16 protein-coding genes are annotated in these 17,376 nt (G+C 42.7%); 12 read left to right on the forward strand and 4 right to left on the reverse strand.

Going from position 1 to position 17,376, the window contains the following annotated elements; all coding sequences use genetic code 11:
* From dnaA to DOE51_RS00060, 12 genes are all read left to right on the forward strand, one after another.
* A complete protein-coding gene (dnaA, locus tag DOE51_RS00005; RefSeq protein ID WP_142694571.1) occupies nt 1-1,419 on the forward strand; it encodes a chromosomal replication initiator protein DnaA in 1,419 nt (472 codons plus the stop codon).
* 234 nt (nt 1,420-1,653) lie between these two features.
* Complete coding sequence (dnaN, locus tag DOE51_RS00010; RefSeq protein WP_142694572.1) at nt 1,654-2,760, forward strand: DNA polymerase III subunit beta; 1,107 nt, start codon at nt 1,654-1,656, stop codon at nt 2,758-2,760.
* Complete coding sequence (locus DOE51_RS00015; protein ID WP_246845197.1) at nt 2,733-3,884, forward strand: DNA replication/repair protein RecF; 1,152 nt, start codon at nt 2,733-2,735, stop codon at nt 3,882-3,884. The genes dnaN and DOE51_RS00015 overlap by 28 nt, the downstream gene beginning before the upstream one ends.
* A 56-nt stretch (nt 3,885-3,940) precedes the next feature.
* On the forward strand, nt 3,941-6,361 hold the full coding sequence (gyrB, locus tag DOE51_RS00020; protein ID WP_142694573.1) for a DNA topoisomerase (ATP-hydrolyzing) subunit B: 2,421 nt from the start codon (nt 3,941-3,943) through the stop codon (nt 6,359-6,361).
* 26 nt (nt 6,362-6,387) lie between these two features.
* The gene (gyrA, locus tag DOE51_RS00025; protein ID WP_142694574.1) at nt 6,388-8,874 is read left to right on the forward strand and encodes a DNA gyrase subunit A; all 2,487 of its coding nucleotides are present in this window, start codon (nt 6,388-6,390) and stop codon (nt 8,872-8,874) included.
* Nucleotide 8,875: 1 nt separating this feature from the next.
* Complete coding sequence (locus tag DOE51_RS00030) at nt 8,876-9,673, forward strand: tetratricopeptide repeat protein (protein ID WP_142694575.1); 798 nt, start codon at nt 8,876-8,878, stop codon at nt 9,671-9,673.
* Nucleotides 9,673-9,900, forward strand: a complete 228-nt coding sequence (locus DOE51_RS00035) for an AtpZ/AtpI family protein (RefSeq protein ID WP_142694576.1) — start codon at nt 9,673-9,675, stop codon at nt 9,898-9,900. Before DOE51_RS00030 ends, DOE51_RS00035 begins: the two co-directional genes overlap by 1 nt.
* Nucleotides 9,900-10,271 carry a hypothetical protein gene (locus DOE51_RS00040; RefSeq protein ID WP_142694577.1) on the forward strand — a complete coding sequence of 124 codons (372 nt, stop codon included), beginning with the start codon at nt 9,900-9,902 and terminating at the stop codon, nt 10,269-10,271. Before DOE51_RS00035 ends, DOE51_RS00040 begins: the two co-directional genes overlap by 1 nt.
* Nucleotides 10,246-10,950 (forward strand): F0F1 ATP synthase subunit A, encoded by a 705-nt coding sequence (atpB, locus tag DOE51_RS00045; protein ID WP_142694578.1) that lies wholly within the window; start codon nt 10,246-10,248, stop codon nt 10,948-10,950. The genes DOE51_RS00040 and atpB overlap by 26 nt, the downstream gene beginning before the upstream one ends.
* 39 nt (nt 10,951-10,989) lie before the next feature.
* On the forward strand, nt 10,990-11,304 hold the full coding sequence (locus tag DOE51_RS00050; RefSeq protein WP_142694579.1) for an ATP synthase F0 subunit C: 315 nt from the start codon (nt 10,990-10,992) through the stop codon (nt 11,302-11,304).
* A 138-nt stretch (nt 11,305-11,442) separates the two neighbouring features.
* Nucleotides 11,443-11,943, forward strand: coding sequence for a cupin domain-containing protein (locus DOE51_RS00055; RefSeq protein ID WP_168196354.1), 501 nt, complete (start codon nt 11,443-11,445; stop codon nt 11,941-11,943).
* A gap of 66 nt (nt 11,944-12,009) precedes the next feature.
* A complete protein-coding gene (locus tag DOE51_RS00060) occupies nt 12,010-13,011 on the forward strand; it encodes a MerR family transcriptional regulator (protein WP_142694581.1) in 1,002 nt (333 codons plus the stop codon).
* 55 nt (nt 13,012-13,066) lie between these two features.
* Here DOE51_RS00060 and DOE51_RS00065 read toward each other — a convergent pair whose 3' ends face one another.
* The 4 genes from DOE51_RS00065 to DOE51_RS00080 form a co-directional block, all read right to left on the reverse strand.
* Nucleotides 13,067-14,437, reverse strand: coding sequence for a phosphomannomutase/phosphoglucomutase (locus DOE51_RS00065; protein WP_142694582.1), 1,371 nt, complete (start codon nt 14,435-14,437; stop codon nt 13,067-13,069).
* 72 nt (nt 14,438-14,509) lie between these two features.
* Entirely contained in the window at nt 14,510-15,463 is a 954-nt protein-coding gene (locus DOE51_RS00070) for a 4-hydroxythreonine-4-phosphate dehydrogenase PdxA (protein ID WP_142694583.1), read from the reverse strand.
* Complete coding sequence (locus tag DOE51_RS00075; protein ID WP_142694584.1) at nt 15,456-16,400, reverse strand: peptidylprolyl isomerase; 945 nt, start codon at nt 16,398-16,400, stop codon at nt 15,456-15,458. Before DOE51_RS00075 ends, DOE51_RS00070 begins: the two co-directional genes overlap by 8 nt.
* On the reverse strand, nt 16,393-17,361 hold the full coding sequence (locus DOE51_RS00080; RefSeq protein ID WP_142694585.1) for a peptidyl-prolyl cis-trans isomerase: 969 nt from the start codon (nt 17,359-17,361) through the stop codon (nt 16,393-16,395). Before DOE51_RS00080 ends, DOE51_RS00075 begins: the two co-directional genes overlap by 8 nt.
* Nucleotides 17,362-17,376 lie beyond the last annotated feature (15 nt).

Below are 17,376 nucleotides of genomic sequence, written 5' to 3' on the forward strand. Positions count from 1 at the left end.
GTGGAGTTGAACTCTTCTTTCTGGAACCTGATTAAAACTAAGATGAAGAGCCGTAACGATAACAATAAGTTATTGGATACTTGGCTAGATCCGATCGAATACATTTCGACTGCGGGTACTCAAGAACGTCCCAAATTAATACTTGGGGTCCCAAATGCTTTACATCAGTACTTCGTAATTGAGAACCTTCAGGATAAAATTTATACAGAGATTTCAGATACTTACGGCCATCCATTTGAGGTTGAATTTAGTATTACGGGCCACAAAGTAAACCCACATATCGAGACTTCCCATGCCCCAATGGAAGAGGTTTCGGGTGGTTCTGAAGTTCTTCAGGCTCAGTTGTCACGTACTCAGGGTATCCAGACTACTCAACAAAGATCTAGTGAAGGGTCTTTGAATAGTGAGCTCACTTTCTCGACTTTCGTTGTGGGAAAAAATTCAGAATTTGCCCACGCCGCGTGCTTTAACGTGGCTAGGAACCCTGGCGCTGATGATTACAACCCTCTCTATATATATGGACCGGTTGGGATGGGTAAAACCCATCTTTTGCACGCTACTGGAAACCATATTCGTGATCAATTTCAGCAACTTAGAATTACTTATATCTCGGCTGAACGCTTTATGAATGAATGTATCTCGGCGATTCGTCGTCACGAGATGGATAAGTTCAGACAAAAATACCGCGAAAACTCCGACATCCTTTTAGTGGATGACGTGCAGTTCATCGCGCGTGGTGAAGCTGTTCAAGAAGAGTTTTTCCACACGGTGAATAGCTTCATCGATAGCCGCAAACAGGTTATCTTGGCGAGCGATCGTATGCCGAAGGATATCCATGGCCTTGAAGACCGCAGTCGTACCCGTCTTGAACGTGGCTTGATTGTGGACATCACGATGCCAGATCTGGAAACACGTATCGCGATCCTTCGTTATAAAGCGGAAAAATTTAATATGCGTCTTCCAGAAGACGTTGTGACTTACATCGCACGTATTTCTAAACGTTCAATCAGAGAGCTCGAAGGCAATCTTAAGAAGGTTAAGATGTTCTCTGAACTTCAAGGTTTGCCGATTGATGGTGAGCTTGTGAAACGCATTCTGATGCATCATGAAACTCAATCTACTATTTCAGTGGAAGAGATCATGAAGCTTGTTGCTGACCACTATAAAGTGCGCGTTTTAGATCTAAAATCGTCGACTCGCGCAAAACCAATTGTCGTTCCACGTCAAATTGCGATGCATTTGATTAAGAAGTTTTTGGATAAATCTTTGGTGGATATTGGTAAAGCTTTTGGCGGAAAAGATCACACAACTGTGATGAACGCGCTTGAGAGGGTTAAAAATCTACAGGCGACCGATCAAGATATCGCTAAAGATATCGAAGACTTGGAACAGAGAATCCACAATATCACAGGGGTGTGAATGTGGACTGTGGAAAGAGCTGTGGAAGAGTTTGAGGGTAAAAATGTGGATCTGAGTTACCCCCAAAATCGCAGCTTTTCAGGGCGACTTGTACAGAACCCTTATCCACAACTGTTTTTTAGTGTTTACACGCACTTAGAGGATTTGTTAGGTTTTCCACGCCCCTACTACTACTACTAGTTATTTATATTATAAGTAATAGATAATAAGAGAGGGTTTAAAAGAGGACTTGTTATGAAAATTGAAATTGATAAGAGAGATCTATTAAGCCTTATCGGTAAAACTCAGAATATCGTTGAGAAACGCAACACAATGCCAATCTTGATCAACGTTCTTCTTGAGGCAGATCAGAACTTGTTGAAAGTTTTCGCAACAGATTTGGAAGTAAGTCTTACTGACCAAATCAAAGCGCAAGTTCATCAACCAGGTAAAGTTGCTGTTTCAGCAAAGTCACTTTTCGAAATCGCAAAAGAACTTTCTGAAGGTCCAATCACTTTGATTAAAAAAGAAAACAACTGGTTGGAAATCAAACAAGGTAAGTACACTTCGAAAATTGTTGGTATCTCTGCTGAAGAATATCCGATCTTCCCTACTTACAACTCTCAAGCATTTATTAAAATCGATGCGCAAGTGTTGAAAGAGATGATTGATAAAACAATCTACTCTGTATCGAACGATGAAACTCGTTACCACTTGAATGGCGTATTCTTTGAGTTGAATCCACAAGCTGGTTTCAAAATGGTTGCGACAGATGGTCACCGTATGAGTTTAGTTTCTAAAAACTCTTCGGATGTAAAAGTTGCAGCAACTCAAGGTGTGATCATTCCACGCAAAGGTCTTCATGAAATCAAAAAGATTTTAGAAGGTATCGATGGCTCTGTGGAAATCGCTGTGGAAGGCTCGCAATTCGTATTGAAACATTCATCAACAATCTTGATGATCCGTTTGATCGAAGGAAAGTACCCGAATTATCAACAGTTTATTCCACAGAAACTTCCGCAAAAAGTTATGATCAACAAGGAAGCTTTCTTAACTTCGTTGAAACGTGTGTCGTTGCTAGCGAATCAAAAATCAAAAGCAGTTCACTTGATCTTGAACAACGGCAAAATGGAAATCTCTTCGAACAATCCAGAGTTGGGTGATGCGAAAGAAGAAATCGAAGTAGAATATTCGGGTGGCGAAATCAAAATTGGTTTCAACGCGAAATACATCACTGACATTTTGACTTCAATCAACGATGACAAAATTGATTTCGAATTAAACGATCACTTGTCACCAGGTTTGATGAGACCACACGACGACGCATCTTACACTTGCGTTGTTATGCCTATGAGAATCTAATGATTTTCGAACGACTACGTCTTGTTAATTTTCGGAATTACCGAGACGTAGTGATCTCATTCTCTCCTCGAGTGAATGTTTTCCTCGGAGAAAATGGACAAGGTAAAACGAATCTCCTTGAAGCGATGTATATGATCTCTCAAGGAGACTCCTTCCGCTACTCTGACAATTCCACACTGATCAACTCGAATAACCAAGAAGCACTTATTCAAGCGTTGATTAGTCAGAACGATCTTCACTACAAATTAAAAATGGGTCTGTCGAAAAGCCGCAAGGTTTTAACGTTGAATGAAAAACGTGTGAACTCGGCCGACATCAGAAAAATTTTTGCTAGTGTTGTGTTTAGTCCAGAAAGTTTGGCTTCGATCAAAGAAGGTGCCGATCATCGCCGCGAACTGGTTGATGAGTTGCTGGTTACTTTTGATCGCAAAAATGTGAATTTACTTTCAGATTATCGAAAAGCGCTGAAAACGCGTAACAAGATCCTTAAAAACTTTTTGGAAGGCCTGCAGGATAAAACGGTCACCGAGAACCTTTTGGAGTCCCTAGAGCCCCAATTTGTGCGTTTAGCGACCGATTTGTCATACGCCCGCATCGAAGCATTGGCTGGTTTGTCGAAAGAGTTCAATAATGCCATGCAATACATTTCTGGCAATTCCGCTGTGGATATCTCGGTGGAATATGTGATTTCCGATCAAAACGCCGTGAAATTTTCCCGAGAAGAAGTCCAATCTGCACTCGAAAAACGCATCAAAGAATTGCATGATGCGGAGCTCTCAAGTGGAACCAGTTTGGTAGGGCCCCACAAGCACGACATCGTCTTCCTATATGGTGGAAAAGACTCAAGATTTTTTTGTAGCCAAGGGCAGCAAAGAGCCATCATTCTTTCTTTCAAAATGGCCCAAATTGTGTATCATAGGAAGGCTCACGGAACCTATCCCGTGCTGATGTTAGACGATGTTTTATCCGAGCTCGATAAAGCCAAAAGAGAAGCGCTGATTACGTTCTTACACGAGATCAATACGCAGATTTTTGTGACGACGACCGATTTCACATTGCCTGAATCATTCAGCCTCGATCAGCTTTCCGTTGTGCGCATCAAGGATGGTCACATCCTTGAGTAGAAACGTGCGACTCCTTCGAAAGTGTCGAAGGGTATGCAAAACAATGAGGGGTTACAGTGTCAGTAGAAGAACAAAAATCCTACTCGGCCGATTCGATCCAAGTTCTGGAAGGTCTCGAAGCGGTTCGTAAACGTCCTGGTATGTACATCGGTGATACAGCTTTCAAAGGTTATCACCATCTTGTGTATGAAATTGTGGATAACTCGGTAGACGAACATCTTGCAGGTTATTGCAAATCTATCAAAGTCTCTATCAACGCCGATGAATCGATCACTGTCGAAGACGACGGTCGTGGTATTCCAGTTGCGACACAAAAACAAACAGGCAAATCTGCACTAGAACTAGTTATGACAGTTCTTCACGCCGGCGGTAAATTCGACGGTGGCGGTTATAAAGTTTCCGGTGGTCTACACGGTGTGGGTGCTTCCGTTGTGAATGCGCTTTCAACTCGTGTCAGCGTTGAAGTTCAACGTGATGGTCATTTCTGGAGACAAAGCTACGAGCGCGGTAAAATTCTTGCGCCGATCGCTCAAGGTGAAGCGACAACAAAAACTGGTACGAAAACTACTTTCAAACCAGATCGCGATATCTTCAAAGACGAAACTTTGTCTTACGACTTCAACACTCTTGCGAATCGTTTCCGTGAACTTGCATTCTTGAATGCGGGTCTTCATATCTCTTTGTCAGACGAGCGCACTGGTAAGAAACAAGATTTCCAATACGCTGAAGGTGTGGCGGAATTTGTTAAATACATGAATCAATCTAAGAAGGCCCTTCATAACGAAGTGGTTTACTTCAAAGGTGAAAAAGACGACGTCGAAGTTGAAATCGCAATGCAGTGGAACGATTCTTACTCAGAATCTATTTTCACTTATTGTAACAACATCAACACGCACGAAGGTGGTACTCACCTAGTTGGTTTCCGTGCGGCTTTGACTCGTACAACGAACGCTTACGCGACTGAAAAAAATCTTTTGAAAGATTTGAAAACAAACCTTGAGGGTGAAGACATCCGTGAAGGTTTGGCAGCAGTTATTTCTGTAAAGGTTCGTGAACCACAATTCGAAGGTCAGACAAAAACAAAACTTGGTAATGCCGAAGTAAAAGGTATTGTTGAGTCTTTGGTGAATGAAAAATTAGCTGACTGGATGGATCGCAATCCTTCAGTTTCTAAAAACGTTATCATGAAGTGCGTGGAATCAGCGCGTGCTCGTGAAGCTGCTCGTAAGGCGCGTGATTTAACTCGTCGTAAGACAGCTCTTGATGGGGGATCATTGCCAGGTAAAATGGCGGACTGCCAAGAACGTGATCCTGCACTTTGCGAATTGTATCTGGTCGAGGGTGACTCTGCCGGTGGATCTGCGAAACAAGGACGCGATCGTCGTACCCAAGCGATCTTGCCTTTGAAAGGTAAAATCCTAAACGTAGAAAAAGCGCGTTTTGATAAAATCATCTCTTCTGAAGAGATCAAAGTTATCATCTCTGCTCTTGGTACTGGTATCGGTAAAGACAATGTGAACGTAGATAAAATCCGTTATCACAAAATCATTATCATGACCGATGCCGACGTCGACGGTTCGCATATCATGACTCTTCTTTTAACATTCTTCTATCGCCAAATGCCGTTGGTACTGGAGCGTGGTTATGTGTATATCGCGCAACCACCATTGTACCGTGCGAAAAAAGGTAAAGAAGAAACGTACTTGAAAAATGAAGCGGCTTTGACAGAGTTCTTGTTAAGCTCGGGTCTGAACAATTTCAAAATCAAAGGCAAAGAAAATCTTCCTGAAGCAGATTTGCGTAAGTTGATTTTGAACATTCAACGCTTCAACGATCTTCTTCGTGTTTCTTCTAAGAAATACGACAAAGACGTATTGTATTTCTTGCTTTCAAAAGTTCCTGACTTCGAAAAAACTTTTGCTGATGAAGGTAAAATTCAATCAGCGCTTAATGATCTTGGTGCATGGATTAACTCTGATCCAAAACTTGGCATCACAGAATACAAAGGCGAAGTTAAGAAAGATGAACTTACTGGCCAAGCGTATGCCGACATCTACACTGTTCGTTATGCAGACCGCATGACAACGAAGTTTGGATTGGACAGCTTGCGTTCTTCAGAAGTGATCGAGCTTCGTAAAATCTGGGGCGAGATCCAATCTGTTAGCACATTGCCGATCACAATTCTTGAGGGTGAAAACGAAGTTGAATTCGAAAGCTACAATGAATTCTACGCTCACGTGATGGAATCTACGAAAAAAGGAATGTACATCCAACGTTACAAAGGATTGGGAGAGATGAATCCTGAGCAGTTGTGGGAAACTACACTGAACAAGGAAAATAGAACTCTTCTTCAAGTGACAATCGACGATGCGGTTGCTGCTGACGAAACGTTCTCGATCTTGATGGGTGAAATGGTAGAGCCTCGTCGTCAATTTATCCACGACAATGCTCTTCTTGCTCGCAGCCTGGATGTTTAATTTTTAGATTTTAAGTTGGTGTATGTATGGAAAATAATAATCAAGAAAAGGGTGTTACCCGCGTAGACGTCAGTAAGGAAATGCGTGATGCATACCTTCAGTACTCGATGTCAGTTATCGTTGGTCGTGCTCTTCCTGACGTTCGTGACGGTTTGAAACCAGTTCACCGTCGTGTATTGTTCGCGCAAAGTGAAATGAACAACCGCCCTGGCAGACCGTACTTGAAGTCAGCCCGTGTTGTCGGCGACGTAATCGGTAAATACCATCCACATGGTGACTCTGCGGTTTACGAAACGATGGTTCGTATGGCCCAAGATTTCTCATTGAGATATCCGCTTGAGGATGGTCAAGGTAACTTCGGTTCTATCGACGGTGATAGCGCAGCAGCTATGCGTTACACTGAGATTCGTATGACTCATCTTGCAGAAGAGTTGTTGAACGATATCGAAAAAGAAACTGTCGCTTTCGGTCCCAACTACGATGACTCTTTGCAAATCCCATTGGTGTTGCCAGCAAAATTCCCAAATCTTTTGGTGAATGGTTCTTCTGGTATCGCGGTTGGTATGGCGACAAATATTCCGCCGCACAACTTGGGTGAAGTGATCGATGGCTGTGTGCACTTGATCAACAATCCACAATGTACTCTTGAAGACTTGATGGTTCACATCAAAGGCCCAGACTTCCCGTCTTACGGTGTGATCGCGGGTCGCGAAGGTATTCTTCAAGCTTATAAAAAAGGTCGCGGCATCATCACATTGAAAGCCGTTGCTGAAATCGTTCCGCAAAAAGACCGTGAAGAGATCATCGTTACAGAGATCCCTTACCAAGTTAATAAAGCGAAACTTATCGAAAGCGTTGCAGATCTAGTTCGTGACAAACAAATCGAAGGTATCTCTGATATCCGCGACGAGTCTTCACGTGAAGGTATGCGTATCGTGATTCAATTAAAACGCGGCGAAAACGCTAGCGTGATCTTGAATCGCTTGTACAAATTCACACAAATGCAAGTTTCTGTTGGTATCATCATGCTTGCGCTTGATGCGAAAAACCAACCAGTGACTTTCGATTTGAAAGGCATGCTTGAAGCATTCGTTGATCACCGTCGTGACGTTGTTACGAAACGTTGTATCTTCGAATTGAAAAAAGCCCAAGAGCGCGCGCACATCTTGGAAGGTTTGAAAAAAGCTCTCGATCATATCGAAGAAGTTATTAAAACAATCCGCGCTTCTAAAGAAGCCGTTGCTGCTCGTGAAGCTTTGATGAAGAATTTCGAATTCTCTGAAAAACAAGCGGTTGCGATTCTCGAAATGCGTTTGCAACGTTTGACAGGTTTAGAGCGTGATAAAATCATCGCTGAACTTGCAGAGTTGATGAAACAAATCGATTGGTTGAAATTCGTTCTTTCTGACGTTCGCGAAATTTACAAAATTATCGTGGGCGAACTTGAAGACATCAAAAAACGTTATGCCGATGTTCGTCGTACACAAATCCAAGGTTCGTTGGATGACATTGAAGACGAAGATTTGATCGCTGACGAAGACATGGTTGTGACTGTGACAAACACAGGTCTTATCAAACGTATGCCAACAGCTGAATACCGCGTGCAAAAACGCGGCGGTAAAGGTCTGAAAGGCATGGAAACGAAAGAAGAAGACTACGTTACAGACTTGTTCTCTGCTTCGACGAAAACGATGCTTCTTGTCTTCACTGACAAAGGTAAAGTCTACTGGTGTAAAGTTCATAAACTTCCACTAGGCTCAAGAACTTCTAAAGGTAAGTCTTTGGCGAACGTGGTGCAATTGGCGAGCGGTGAAAACGTTCGTGCGATTCTTCCAGTGGATTCATTCGACGAAAATAGATTTGCAGTTATGTTGACTGAAAAAGGTGTGATTAAGAAAACATCTTTGGATGCGTTCGCAAATCCTCGTACAGCAGGTATCATCGCATTGACGACAGATCTTGATGACGGCGTTATCGACGTTAAGATTTCTGACGGCCAAAGCGATATCTTCATCGCTACTAAAGAAGGTATGTCGATTCGTTTCAACGAAAACGACGTGCGTGGCATGGGTCGTACAGCTCGCGGTGTGAAAGCAATCACTCTTGCGAAAGACGACGTTGTTGTTGCGATGGAAGTTCTAGAGAAAAACACAACTGATACAATCTTGATGGTGACATCAAAAGGTTACGGTAAACGTTCAGAAACTGGCGAATATCGTGTTCAGTCTCGTGGCGGTGTTGGTATCATCACTCAAAAAACAACTGACAAAGTTGGTAACGTTATCGGAACTAAAAAAGTTTCCGAGAAACATGAGTTGATCTTGTCGACGGATAAAGGACAAGTCATCCGCATGAAGATGTCGGATATCTCGGTTCTTGGCCGTAACACGCAAGGTGTTCGTTTGATTAACATCGACGAAAAAGATGAAACTGTAACAGGTGTAGCTGTTGTTGAAGACGATCACTCGGATGAAACTCCAGCAGGAGCACCTCCAGAGGAAGTAAAACACTAAAATGATCAGAGTACTTCTGGTTGCTTTAGCTTTGGCGCTCTCTGCCTGCTCATCGCAGGAAGAGGGCGACTTCAAACAAGCTCAGAAAAATATTTCGCAGGGTCACTACACAGTGGCCCTGAATTTTTTGGATCGCGTGATTCTTCGTAATTCCCCTAGTGAATTACCTCTTGAGGCTGCTCGCGAAGCCGCTCGTATTTCTTTCTTTGAAATTAAAGATTATCAAAAAACCGTTCGTTATTATCACTTCATCGTTTTGCATGCGCCGGATGAAAAAGAACGTCTTGAAGCGCAGAAACAAATTGCTGCGATTTATTTCAATAATCTTCAAGACTATAAAGCCGCCATCCTTGAATACAGTAAGCTGCAACAGATGCCGCATACTGATTTAGAAGCTGCTCAGTACAAAATGAACGTGGCGCGTGCCCATTACTACATGAATAACTTTTTCCAGGCGGAATCAGAGATCGACAATCTTCTGCGTTTAAAGGCTGACGAAAATATTCGTTTCAGTGCTTTGATGTTGAAGGGCAATATCTTGGTTGGAAAAAAAGAGTACAACAAGGCGATCGATATTTTTAAAACTCTGATGCAAAATTATCCGCAAAAATCGATTCAGGAAAACGTCGGCCTGACGCTTGCGGTTTGTTATGAGGAAAATAACAATTTTAAAGAAGCGATCAAAGTTCTGGAAGATTATCGCGGCAAGTACAACCCGCCTGAATACATCGAACTTCGTATCAAGCGTTTGCAAGAGCGTTTAAGAAATGCTCCGGGAGCTCGCGGGATGAGGAAGTAATGAGAAAGTATATAATTTTTGCATCTATCGGCTTTGAACTTGTCGGTTTGATCGTCGGATGTTTTTTTCTCGGGCAAATCTTGGACAACAAATACCAAACGAAGGGAATGATCTTCGTCGGTTTGAGCGTTCTGTGCTTAATCGGCTGGCTTGTTCGTGTCATTTGGCTTTTAAAGCGTTTCCAAGACGAAGACGATAAAAGTTCTAATAAAGACGATACTAAATAATGAAGATCACACTGCTCTCTCAACTGGCACTGACGCTGTTGGGATCTCTTGCTCTCTGGATTTTTGCTGCACCCGATCAAGCTGGTTCATACTTAGCTGGAAGCGGCCTTTTAAGCTTAAGCTTTCTTTTGCTTGGTTGGGGCTGGGGGCTTATCTTTCAGAAGAAATTGATTGCCTTAGCAGTTTCAATCATTGTATTTAAGTACGCGATATTAGGCATTATTATCTTCAATATCGTTAAAAAACCTTGGTTCAACCCTTTATGGTTTGCGATGGGTATTGCGAGTTTTGTAATATCCGCAATCATTTACGCGGTTTACGTTGCTCTTAAAGAAGGAAAAGACAATGGCGGCAGAACACCATCCGTTTAACTGGACACAACTTATTCCAAGTGTGGGCCTTGAGTACTATCACGTTGCTACTTTGGGTATCGTGACAGTTGCGACAATCTTCATTGGTTTAGCTGCTCGTGCTTCATTGGGTAAAGGTGAAGCGGCTGTATTGCCTGCAGATAAATTCTCTCTTCGCGGTATCATGGAAATGTTAACAGAGATGATGTCAGGTTTAGCTGAAATGGTTATCGGCGAACACGGCAAACACTATGTTCCATTCTTCACTTCGGTATTCTTCTTCATCGTATTCAACAACTTGGTTGGTATGATTCCGGGCATGACTCCTGCGACTGAAAACATCAACACGACATTTGGTTTCGGTATCTTGATGTTCTTGTTCTATAACTTCCAAGGTGTAAAAGAAAACGGCCCAGTCGCTTACTTGAAACACTTCATGGGCCCAGTTATTTTCTTGGCGCCATTGATGTTCGTGATCGAAATCGTTTCTCACTTGGTTCGTCCATTCTCATTAGGTCTTCGTCTTGCGAACGTAATGATGGGTGACCACACGGTACTATCTGTATTCTTAGATCTAGTACCAATCGGCGTACCAATTCCATTCTATGTAATGGGATTGTTCGTATGCTTTGTTCAAGCTTTTGTATTTACTTTGCTTTCAATGGTCTACGTGGCATTCGCGATTGCACACGATCACTAAGAAGCAAAAACTAACCACTCTTATAGGGAGAAAACACACATGAAAAAAATGATCGTTGCAATGGTTGCATTGTTCGCATCTGTATCTGCATTCGCACAAGAAGCTGCACAAGCTGCTGCTCCTGTTGCTGCTAACTCTGACAAAGGTTTGATCGCTTTGGCAGCTGCATTGACTATCGCAGTAGCGGTATTCGGTGGCGCTATGGCTCAAGGTAAAACTGCTGCTACAGCACTTGATGGTATCGCTCGTAACCCAGCGGCTTCTGGTAAACTTTTGATCCCAATGATCTTGGGTCTTGCACTTATCGAGTCATTGGTTATCTACGCGTTGATCATCGCTTTGAAACTTTCGTAATTTCGCGCAGCCTAAGCTGCAGAAATCGAAAATCAAAATATGATTTTGAAAAGGCTGGGTTGATCCCGGCCTTTTTTTATTTCCAAATCTCTTGTTTACAACGTGTTTCGCTCTCATCATTAAATGATCGGAGTGATTATGAAAAAGCATCCTCACATCGTTAACATTAACGATCTTGAATCTGTCACAAGTTCTCATGGCCAAAAATTCGAAAGCAAACGCAAGCGTTTGTCGGCAGCTGCTGGTGGAAAAGAATTGGGCTGTAGCATTTATGAAATCCCTCCCGGCAAACAAGCATTTCCTCATCATGCGCATCTTGGAAACGAAGAATCCTTTTACATTGTTTCTGGTCGTGGCGAATGCCGCATTGGCGATGAAAAGTTTGAAGTCAGCGCTGGTAGTTACGTTGCCTGCCCTGCTGGAGAAGAAAACGCGCACTCTTTGAAGAACATTGGCGCTGAGCCGCTCGTTTATCTTGGTATCTCGACGTCTAACGAAACTGATATCATGCTGTATCCTGATTCAAAAAAGATTGCGATCGCTGGTGGCGCAAATATGCAGCAAGGTTTGAAAACCGCTAAATATTATAAAGTGATTAAAGATCAACCTAGCGTTGAATATTATCTGGATGAAGAATAAAAAGGTGCCACTCACCTATTGACCTTGTCCTTTGGGCAAGCTCGAGGATTCTACTTAGAGGTTAGGATGAAGAACTGGCTGACAATTGGACAATTCTCGAAAGCAATGGGTGTATCGGCGAAAGCACTTCGCCTTTATGAAAGCATCGGACTGATCAAGTCTCATGCGCGCGGTGAAAATGGTTACCGCTATTACGAAGAATCTCAATTAGAAATAGCTCATCGAATTAAAGGCTTCAAAGATCTTGGTTTCACATTGGCCGAAATCAAGGCGTTGCTTGAGGCCGATGAGTCTTTAGATTCCGACAAGCTTGCGACTTCAATGCAAGTACGCTTGAAAGAGATTTCAGAGCAAGCAGAGCTTCTTAAATCCCAGAAAGAACAGATCGAACGCATCCTTTCCTCTTTGCAGAAGAAACAAGAGCCGCTTCATGCGGAACAAAGGAGAGCGATCATGAGTTACTATGGTAAAGTTTCGATTCTGATTACGGGTTGTGATGGACTAGAAAAAACCGCGCACTTCGTGCACGAGCATTTTAAAAGTGCTGGCCAAGATGTACCGATCTTCACTTGGTCTGCGGGTATGGAATTGCCAGACGCGAAACCTTATATTCTGATTCTTCCGGAAAAATTTCTAACACATGAAGATGTTCTTAAAATCAATGCAGATGTCATTGTTATTAAAAGTGTCAGTGTTCATTCCGAAGAAATGGAAAAAGCATACTTACGCTTATTTGCGGAAGTAGGTCCGCACGTCACGACTGTAATTAATGCTGATGATCGCGCTTCGGTTTCATTCGCGGGACAAGAAGCTGTTCGCAAAGGTCGAATTTTCTACTTCACAAAAAATCGTGCGCTGGAGCCACAGATTCAACACATCGGTGGTGTGATCAGTGATGGCGAAGAATTGGAAATTTACGGCTTCAATTTAAAATCAAAAGTTGAAATGAAGTACAAAAAGATATTGGCTTTCGAAGAAGAGATCGCGCTTTTATCTTCATTTGCGGCGGTGATGTCAGTGGGACTTGAAAAAGAAAATCTTGCTGGAACCTTGGCGTTGATTAAATAACAAAAAAGGGCTGATGTTTCCACCAGCCCTTTTTCTTATCTTTTAAAATTTAGAATTAAAGATATTTATTCACAACGGCTTCTACGCGATCTTGGATCGCTTTCATGCCTGCTGCTGTTGAAGCTTCATAGCGCACAACCAATACCGGTTGTGTGTTAGAAGAGCGGCACAACGCCCAGCCGTCTGCGAAACTTAAGCGGATACCGTCAGTCAGATCTACTTTGTAGTCTGCGCCTGGGCCGCCTTTGAAGGCTTCTTTCATTTTCTCAACGATCAAAACTTTTTTCTCTTCAGTTGTGTCGATGCGAATTTCTGGTGTGTTGAATGCCGGTGGCAAACCTTCAAGAAGTTGTTGAATGTTTTTACCTGACTTCGCCAAGATCTCTACCAAACGCAAACCTGCGTAAGGAGCATCGTCGTAACCGTAGTTGCGATCTGCGAAGAATACGTGACCTGACATTTCACCACCGAACGGTGCTTTTTCAACTTTGATTTTTTCTTTTACAAGCGAGTGACCCGTTTTCCACATGATCGGTTGGCCACCGTGTTTTGCGATGTCGTGATACATACGATCAGAACATTTTACGTCGCCGATGATTTTCGCACCTTTTTGTTCAGCCAAAATTGCGCGCGAGATGATTGTCATCAACTCGTCACCGTAAATCATTTTACCAGTGTGATCGACAACGCCGATACGATCCGCATCACCGTCAAAACCAATGCCGCAAACCGCACCTTCTTTTTTAACTTGTGCCGCAAGGTCTACCAAGTTTTCTTCTACAGTTGGATCTGGATGGTGATTTGGGAAACGTCCATCTGGTTCTTCAAACATGATTGTTGGTTTCATGCCGCACGCTTCGTAAAGACCGCGCACAACAGAACCACCGGCACCGTTACCGCAATCAAGAACAACTTTGACGTTGCCCAAGTTGCCGAATTCTTTTTTGTAGCGTTCGTAGTACATCGGTTTGATGTCGAAGTGTTCTTCAGAACCTTGACCGCTGATGTATTCACCTTTTTCGATGATCTCGCGAAGTTTTTGAATTTCCGCACCGAAGATCGTTGATTTACCAACAGAGATTTTGAAACCGTTGAATTCAGGCGGATTGTGTGAACCAGTTACTTGAACCGCGCCATCAACACCTTTCATTTCAAATGTAGAGAAATAACAAACTGGAGTTGTCACAAGTCCCAAGTGAATAACTTTTGCGCCAGATTCCATGAAACCTTTTGCCAAGTTTTTTACGATCGCAGGGCTGCTGACACGAGCATCGTGACCGATAGTGACCGTTGGGTTTGTGATATTTTTATTTTGCTTCATGTAGACAACATAAGCGCGAGCCAATAGATAAGCGAAGTGGTCATCGAACTGACCATTGTAAACACCGCGAATGTCGTATTCTCTGAAAATCACCGGTTGATACATTAAAAACCTCTCAATCAAGTCTTCACTAAAAGTGAAGTAGGTATTCGGAATGATTAGAATTAATATTAACTGCTAGTGCTGTCGAGCTAATTTTATAGCCCAGCGAATGGCATCAATCATCGAGCTTGGATTGGCTTTGTTTTTACCAAAAATATCCTTCGCAGTGCCGTGATCGACGCTGGTGCGGACGAAGGGAATGCCGAGTGTTACGTGCACGCCACTATCCTGGCCGTGAATCATTTTAAAAGGGATTAAACCCTGATCATGATAAAGGCTTACATACACGGAATATTTCTTCCAATTAACGGGAAAGAAAGCCGCGTCGGGAACCAAGGGACCTTCGACAGGAATTTCGTGTTCCTGTGCAAAAGATTTCAAATTTGGAAAAATCAAAAGCTCTTCCTGACCGATTAAACCTTCTTCGCCGGCGTGAGGGTTTAATCCCAATACTGCGATAGGCTTCTTGGCGATCGCCGGAGCAAGTTTTCGGCGCAGTTGATCGGCGTGTAGTAAAGCTTCTGCCACAACTGAAAAACTTAAGTGTTTTGGAACTTTATTAATAGGCAAATGTCCGGTCGCCAACACGACGTTGAAATGCTCGCCAATAAATCCCATGTGCACGTTTTTAGTTTTTGAAATGCGCTTTAAAATATCTGTATGCCCAAGATCTTTAAAACCAGATTCCTGAATCGAAGTTTTAGTTAAGGGCGCAGTGGCCATCGCATCGACTTTTTTCTGATAGCAGGCTTTGGCGGTGATTTCCACCCACTCTGCCGGCGAAAGATCAGAAGCGATGTCGACAAGATAAGGACCTTCGACTTTTAAAGCCTCAGAAAAATCATCCACGGTGATACGCGTGAATTTTTCATCGATAAGTTTTAAATATTTTTTAGAGGCATCTTCACAGCGCCACAAAAAGAACTGAACGCCTTTTTGTGGGCCGATTTTGTGTAAGGCTTTGGCTGTTACTTCAAAGCCAATACCGTCTGAATCACCAGTTGTAAGAACAACTTTCAGATTACTCATTGATTCTAACGAAAGACTCGTCACGTTTGTTTTGTAACCAGAATTTCAACTGACGTTTAAAGCTGACTTCCAGAAGTTGCGCTTTGATTCTTTCCTTAGCTTTTTCAAACTTAGGATCCGTCGTCAATTTTTTACCAGTCAATTTGGCGATGTGGTAACCAAGACGGGACTTGATGATTCCCGTTGTTTCGCCAACTTTTAAATTTGAAATCGCGCTTTCGATCTCTGGCAAAAACTCACCCGACTTGAAAGTACCAAGTGCGCCACCAGAAGAAAAATTTGGATCTTCACTGAATTGCTCTGCCAAAACTTCGAAGCTTTCGCCGTTACGAAGTTTGCCCAGTACAACTTCGGCGCGTTTGTAAGCGGCTTCAGAGCCACCTTTTTTCGGGCTAAAGAAGATGTGGGCAACCGAGAATTCATCGATCGATGGACGGCTGTTTGGATTGTTTTTTAGGTATTCATTCAAAGCATCGTCATCAGAAATACGAAGTTTTGAAATGATCTCTGTATCCATCAAAGATTGCTTTTCGATTTTTTCTTTCAAGAAAACTTTATACTCAGAAGCAGAAATGCCTTGGCCTTTAAGAATATTTTCCAACTCAGCTTCGCTGACATTGTTTCTTTTAGCCATGTCTTTAAATTCAGATTCAACACGATCGTTTGTCACCGACAAGTTCAAACGTTTGATTTCTGATTCGATGATTTTTTCATTAATCAAATAATCAAGTTGCGCTTTGCGATCATTCTTTAAGCTGTCGATTGATTTATCCATTAACAACGCATCGTCGACCATGCCTGGTTTAGAAATACGTTTTTGCAAAAGCTTCAGATCAGACTCCAAGACGATTTCTGAATTCACCACGGCCAAAGTTTTTTCAACCACTTCAGCGTGTGCCGGTCCTGAGATCAATAGTGCAAATAAAATACTAATCATTCGTGCCTCGTGTATCGACAGAGATAGAATTCATCAAATCATAGTCTTTGAGGACTTTACTACTTCTGAGCTGTGCATCAAGCCATGCGACATATTCTGCCTGCTCGCGTTGCGCTTTTAGGGCACGAATAATCTGCGGTTTTACTTCTTCCAAAGGAGTTGTTGAAGCCGGAGCTTTCTTTTCAACTTTGATCAAATGCACGCCAAAGGGGCTTTTAACCGTCTGAACGCCCGATCCTGCGCTGAAAAGTGGATCGAAGTAATCTACGGTCCCCTTTTCAATCCAGCCAACGACACCGCCGTTTTTGCTTTCTGGAGTGATTGAGAATTTCTTTGCCACTTCCGCAAAATCTTTGGTCTTAAGATCTAATTTAATCGCATCGGCTTTCGCTTCGTTATCAACCACAACTTGGCGGATATAGATGCGCTCTTTGCGTTTGTATTGGTCTTTACGATCTTCGTAATAGCGTTTGATTTCGTCTTCTGAAGGCGCTTTTACTTTTTCGTTAATTTTTTTAAAAACTTCGCGTTCGATCATCACGTAACGAAGTTCTTCGCGCCATTCTGAAAAGGAAAGATTTTCTTGGGCAAGAGCTCTGCGGAAAGAAAGATCGTCTGGATAACTTGCTCGCAACTTATCCACTTCTTTATCCAGAGAGTTTTCTGAAACCACGATGCTTTGTGAGCGAGCCCAATCTAGCGTCAGACTTTTCACTAAGAAATCGCGTAAAATTTCTTCTTTGATTCGATGAATATTATTTGGATCTTTTGCGGCAAGAGCATCGAAGTTACGAAGCTTGCGGGCCAATTGATTGGCGAACTCTTTCGTTGTCAGCACGTGATCGTTCACCTGCTCGACTGGTTTCTTCGAAAGACGTTGATAATTCGACGGACATCCCGCCAATCCCACTGTCATCAAAATAAAAAGCCCCGTCATAGCGGGGCCTTTAAGAAATTTCATTTAAAGTGAATCCTT

The sequence above is a fragment of the Bdellovibrio sp. NC01 genome (assembly GCF_006874625.1).
GTDB lineage: Bacteria > Bdellovibrionota > Bdellovibrionia > Bdellovibrionales > Bdellovibrionaceae > Bdellovibrio.

Coding starts and splice junctions, on each gene's coding strand:
- dnaN (WP_142694572.1), top strand. CDS start 1,654: ATGAAAATTGAAATTGATAAGAGAGATCTATTAAGCCTTATCGGTAAA.
- gyrA (WP_142694574.1), top strand. CDS start 6,388: ATGGAAAATAATAATCAAGAAAAGGGTGTTACCCGCGTAGACGTCAGT.
- DOE51_RS00030 (WP_142694575.1), top strand. CDS start 8,876: ATGATCAGAGTACTTCTGGTTGCTTTAGCTTTGGCGCTCTCTGCCTGC.
- DOE51_RS00035 (WP_142694576.1), top strand. CDS start 9,673: ATGAGAAAGTATATAATTTTTGCATCTATCGGCTTTGAACTTGTCGGT.
- DOE51_RS00040 (WP_142694577.1), top strand. CDS start 9,900: ATGAAGATCACACTGCTCTCTCAACTGGCACTGACGCTGTTGGGATCT.
- atpB (WP_142694578.1), top strand. CDS start 10,246: ATGGCGGCAGAACACCATCCGTTTAACTGGACACAACTTATTCCAAGT.
- DOE51_RS00050 (WP_142694579.1), top strand. CDS start 10,990: ATGAAAAAAATGATCGTTGCAATGGTTGCATTGTTCGCATCTGTATCT.
- DOE51_RS00055 (WP_168196354.1), top strand. CDS start 11,443: ATGAAAAAGCATCCTCACATCGTTAACATTAACGATCTTGAATCTGTC.
- DOE51_RS00060 (WP_142694581.1), top strand. CDS start 12,010: ATGAAGAACTGGCTGACAATTGGACAATTCTCGAAAGCAATGGGTGTA.
- DOE51_RS00065 (WP_142694582.1), bottom strand. CDS start 14,437: ATGTATCAACCGGTGATTTTCAGAGAATACGACATTCGCGGTGTTTAC.
- DOE51_RS00070 (WP_142694583.1), bottom strand. CDS start 15,463: ATGAGTAATCTGAAAGTTGTTCTTACAACTGGTGATTCAGACGGTATT.
- DOE51_RS00075 (WP_142694584.1), bottom strand. CDS start 16,400: ATGATTAGTATTTTATTTGCACTATTGATCTCAGGACCGGCACACGCT.
- DOE51_RS00080 (WP_142694585.1), bottom strand. CDS start 17,361: ATGAAATTTCTTAAAGGCCCCGCTATGACGGGGCTTTTTATTTTGATG.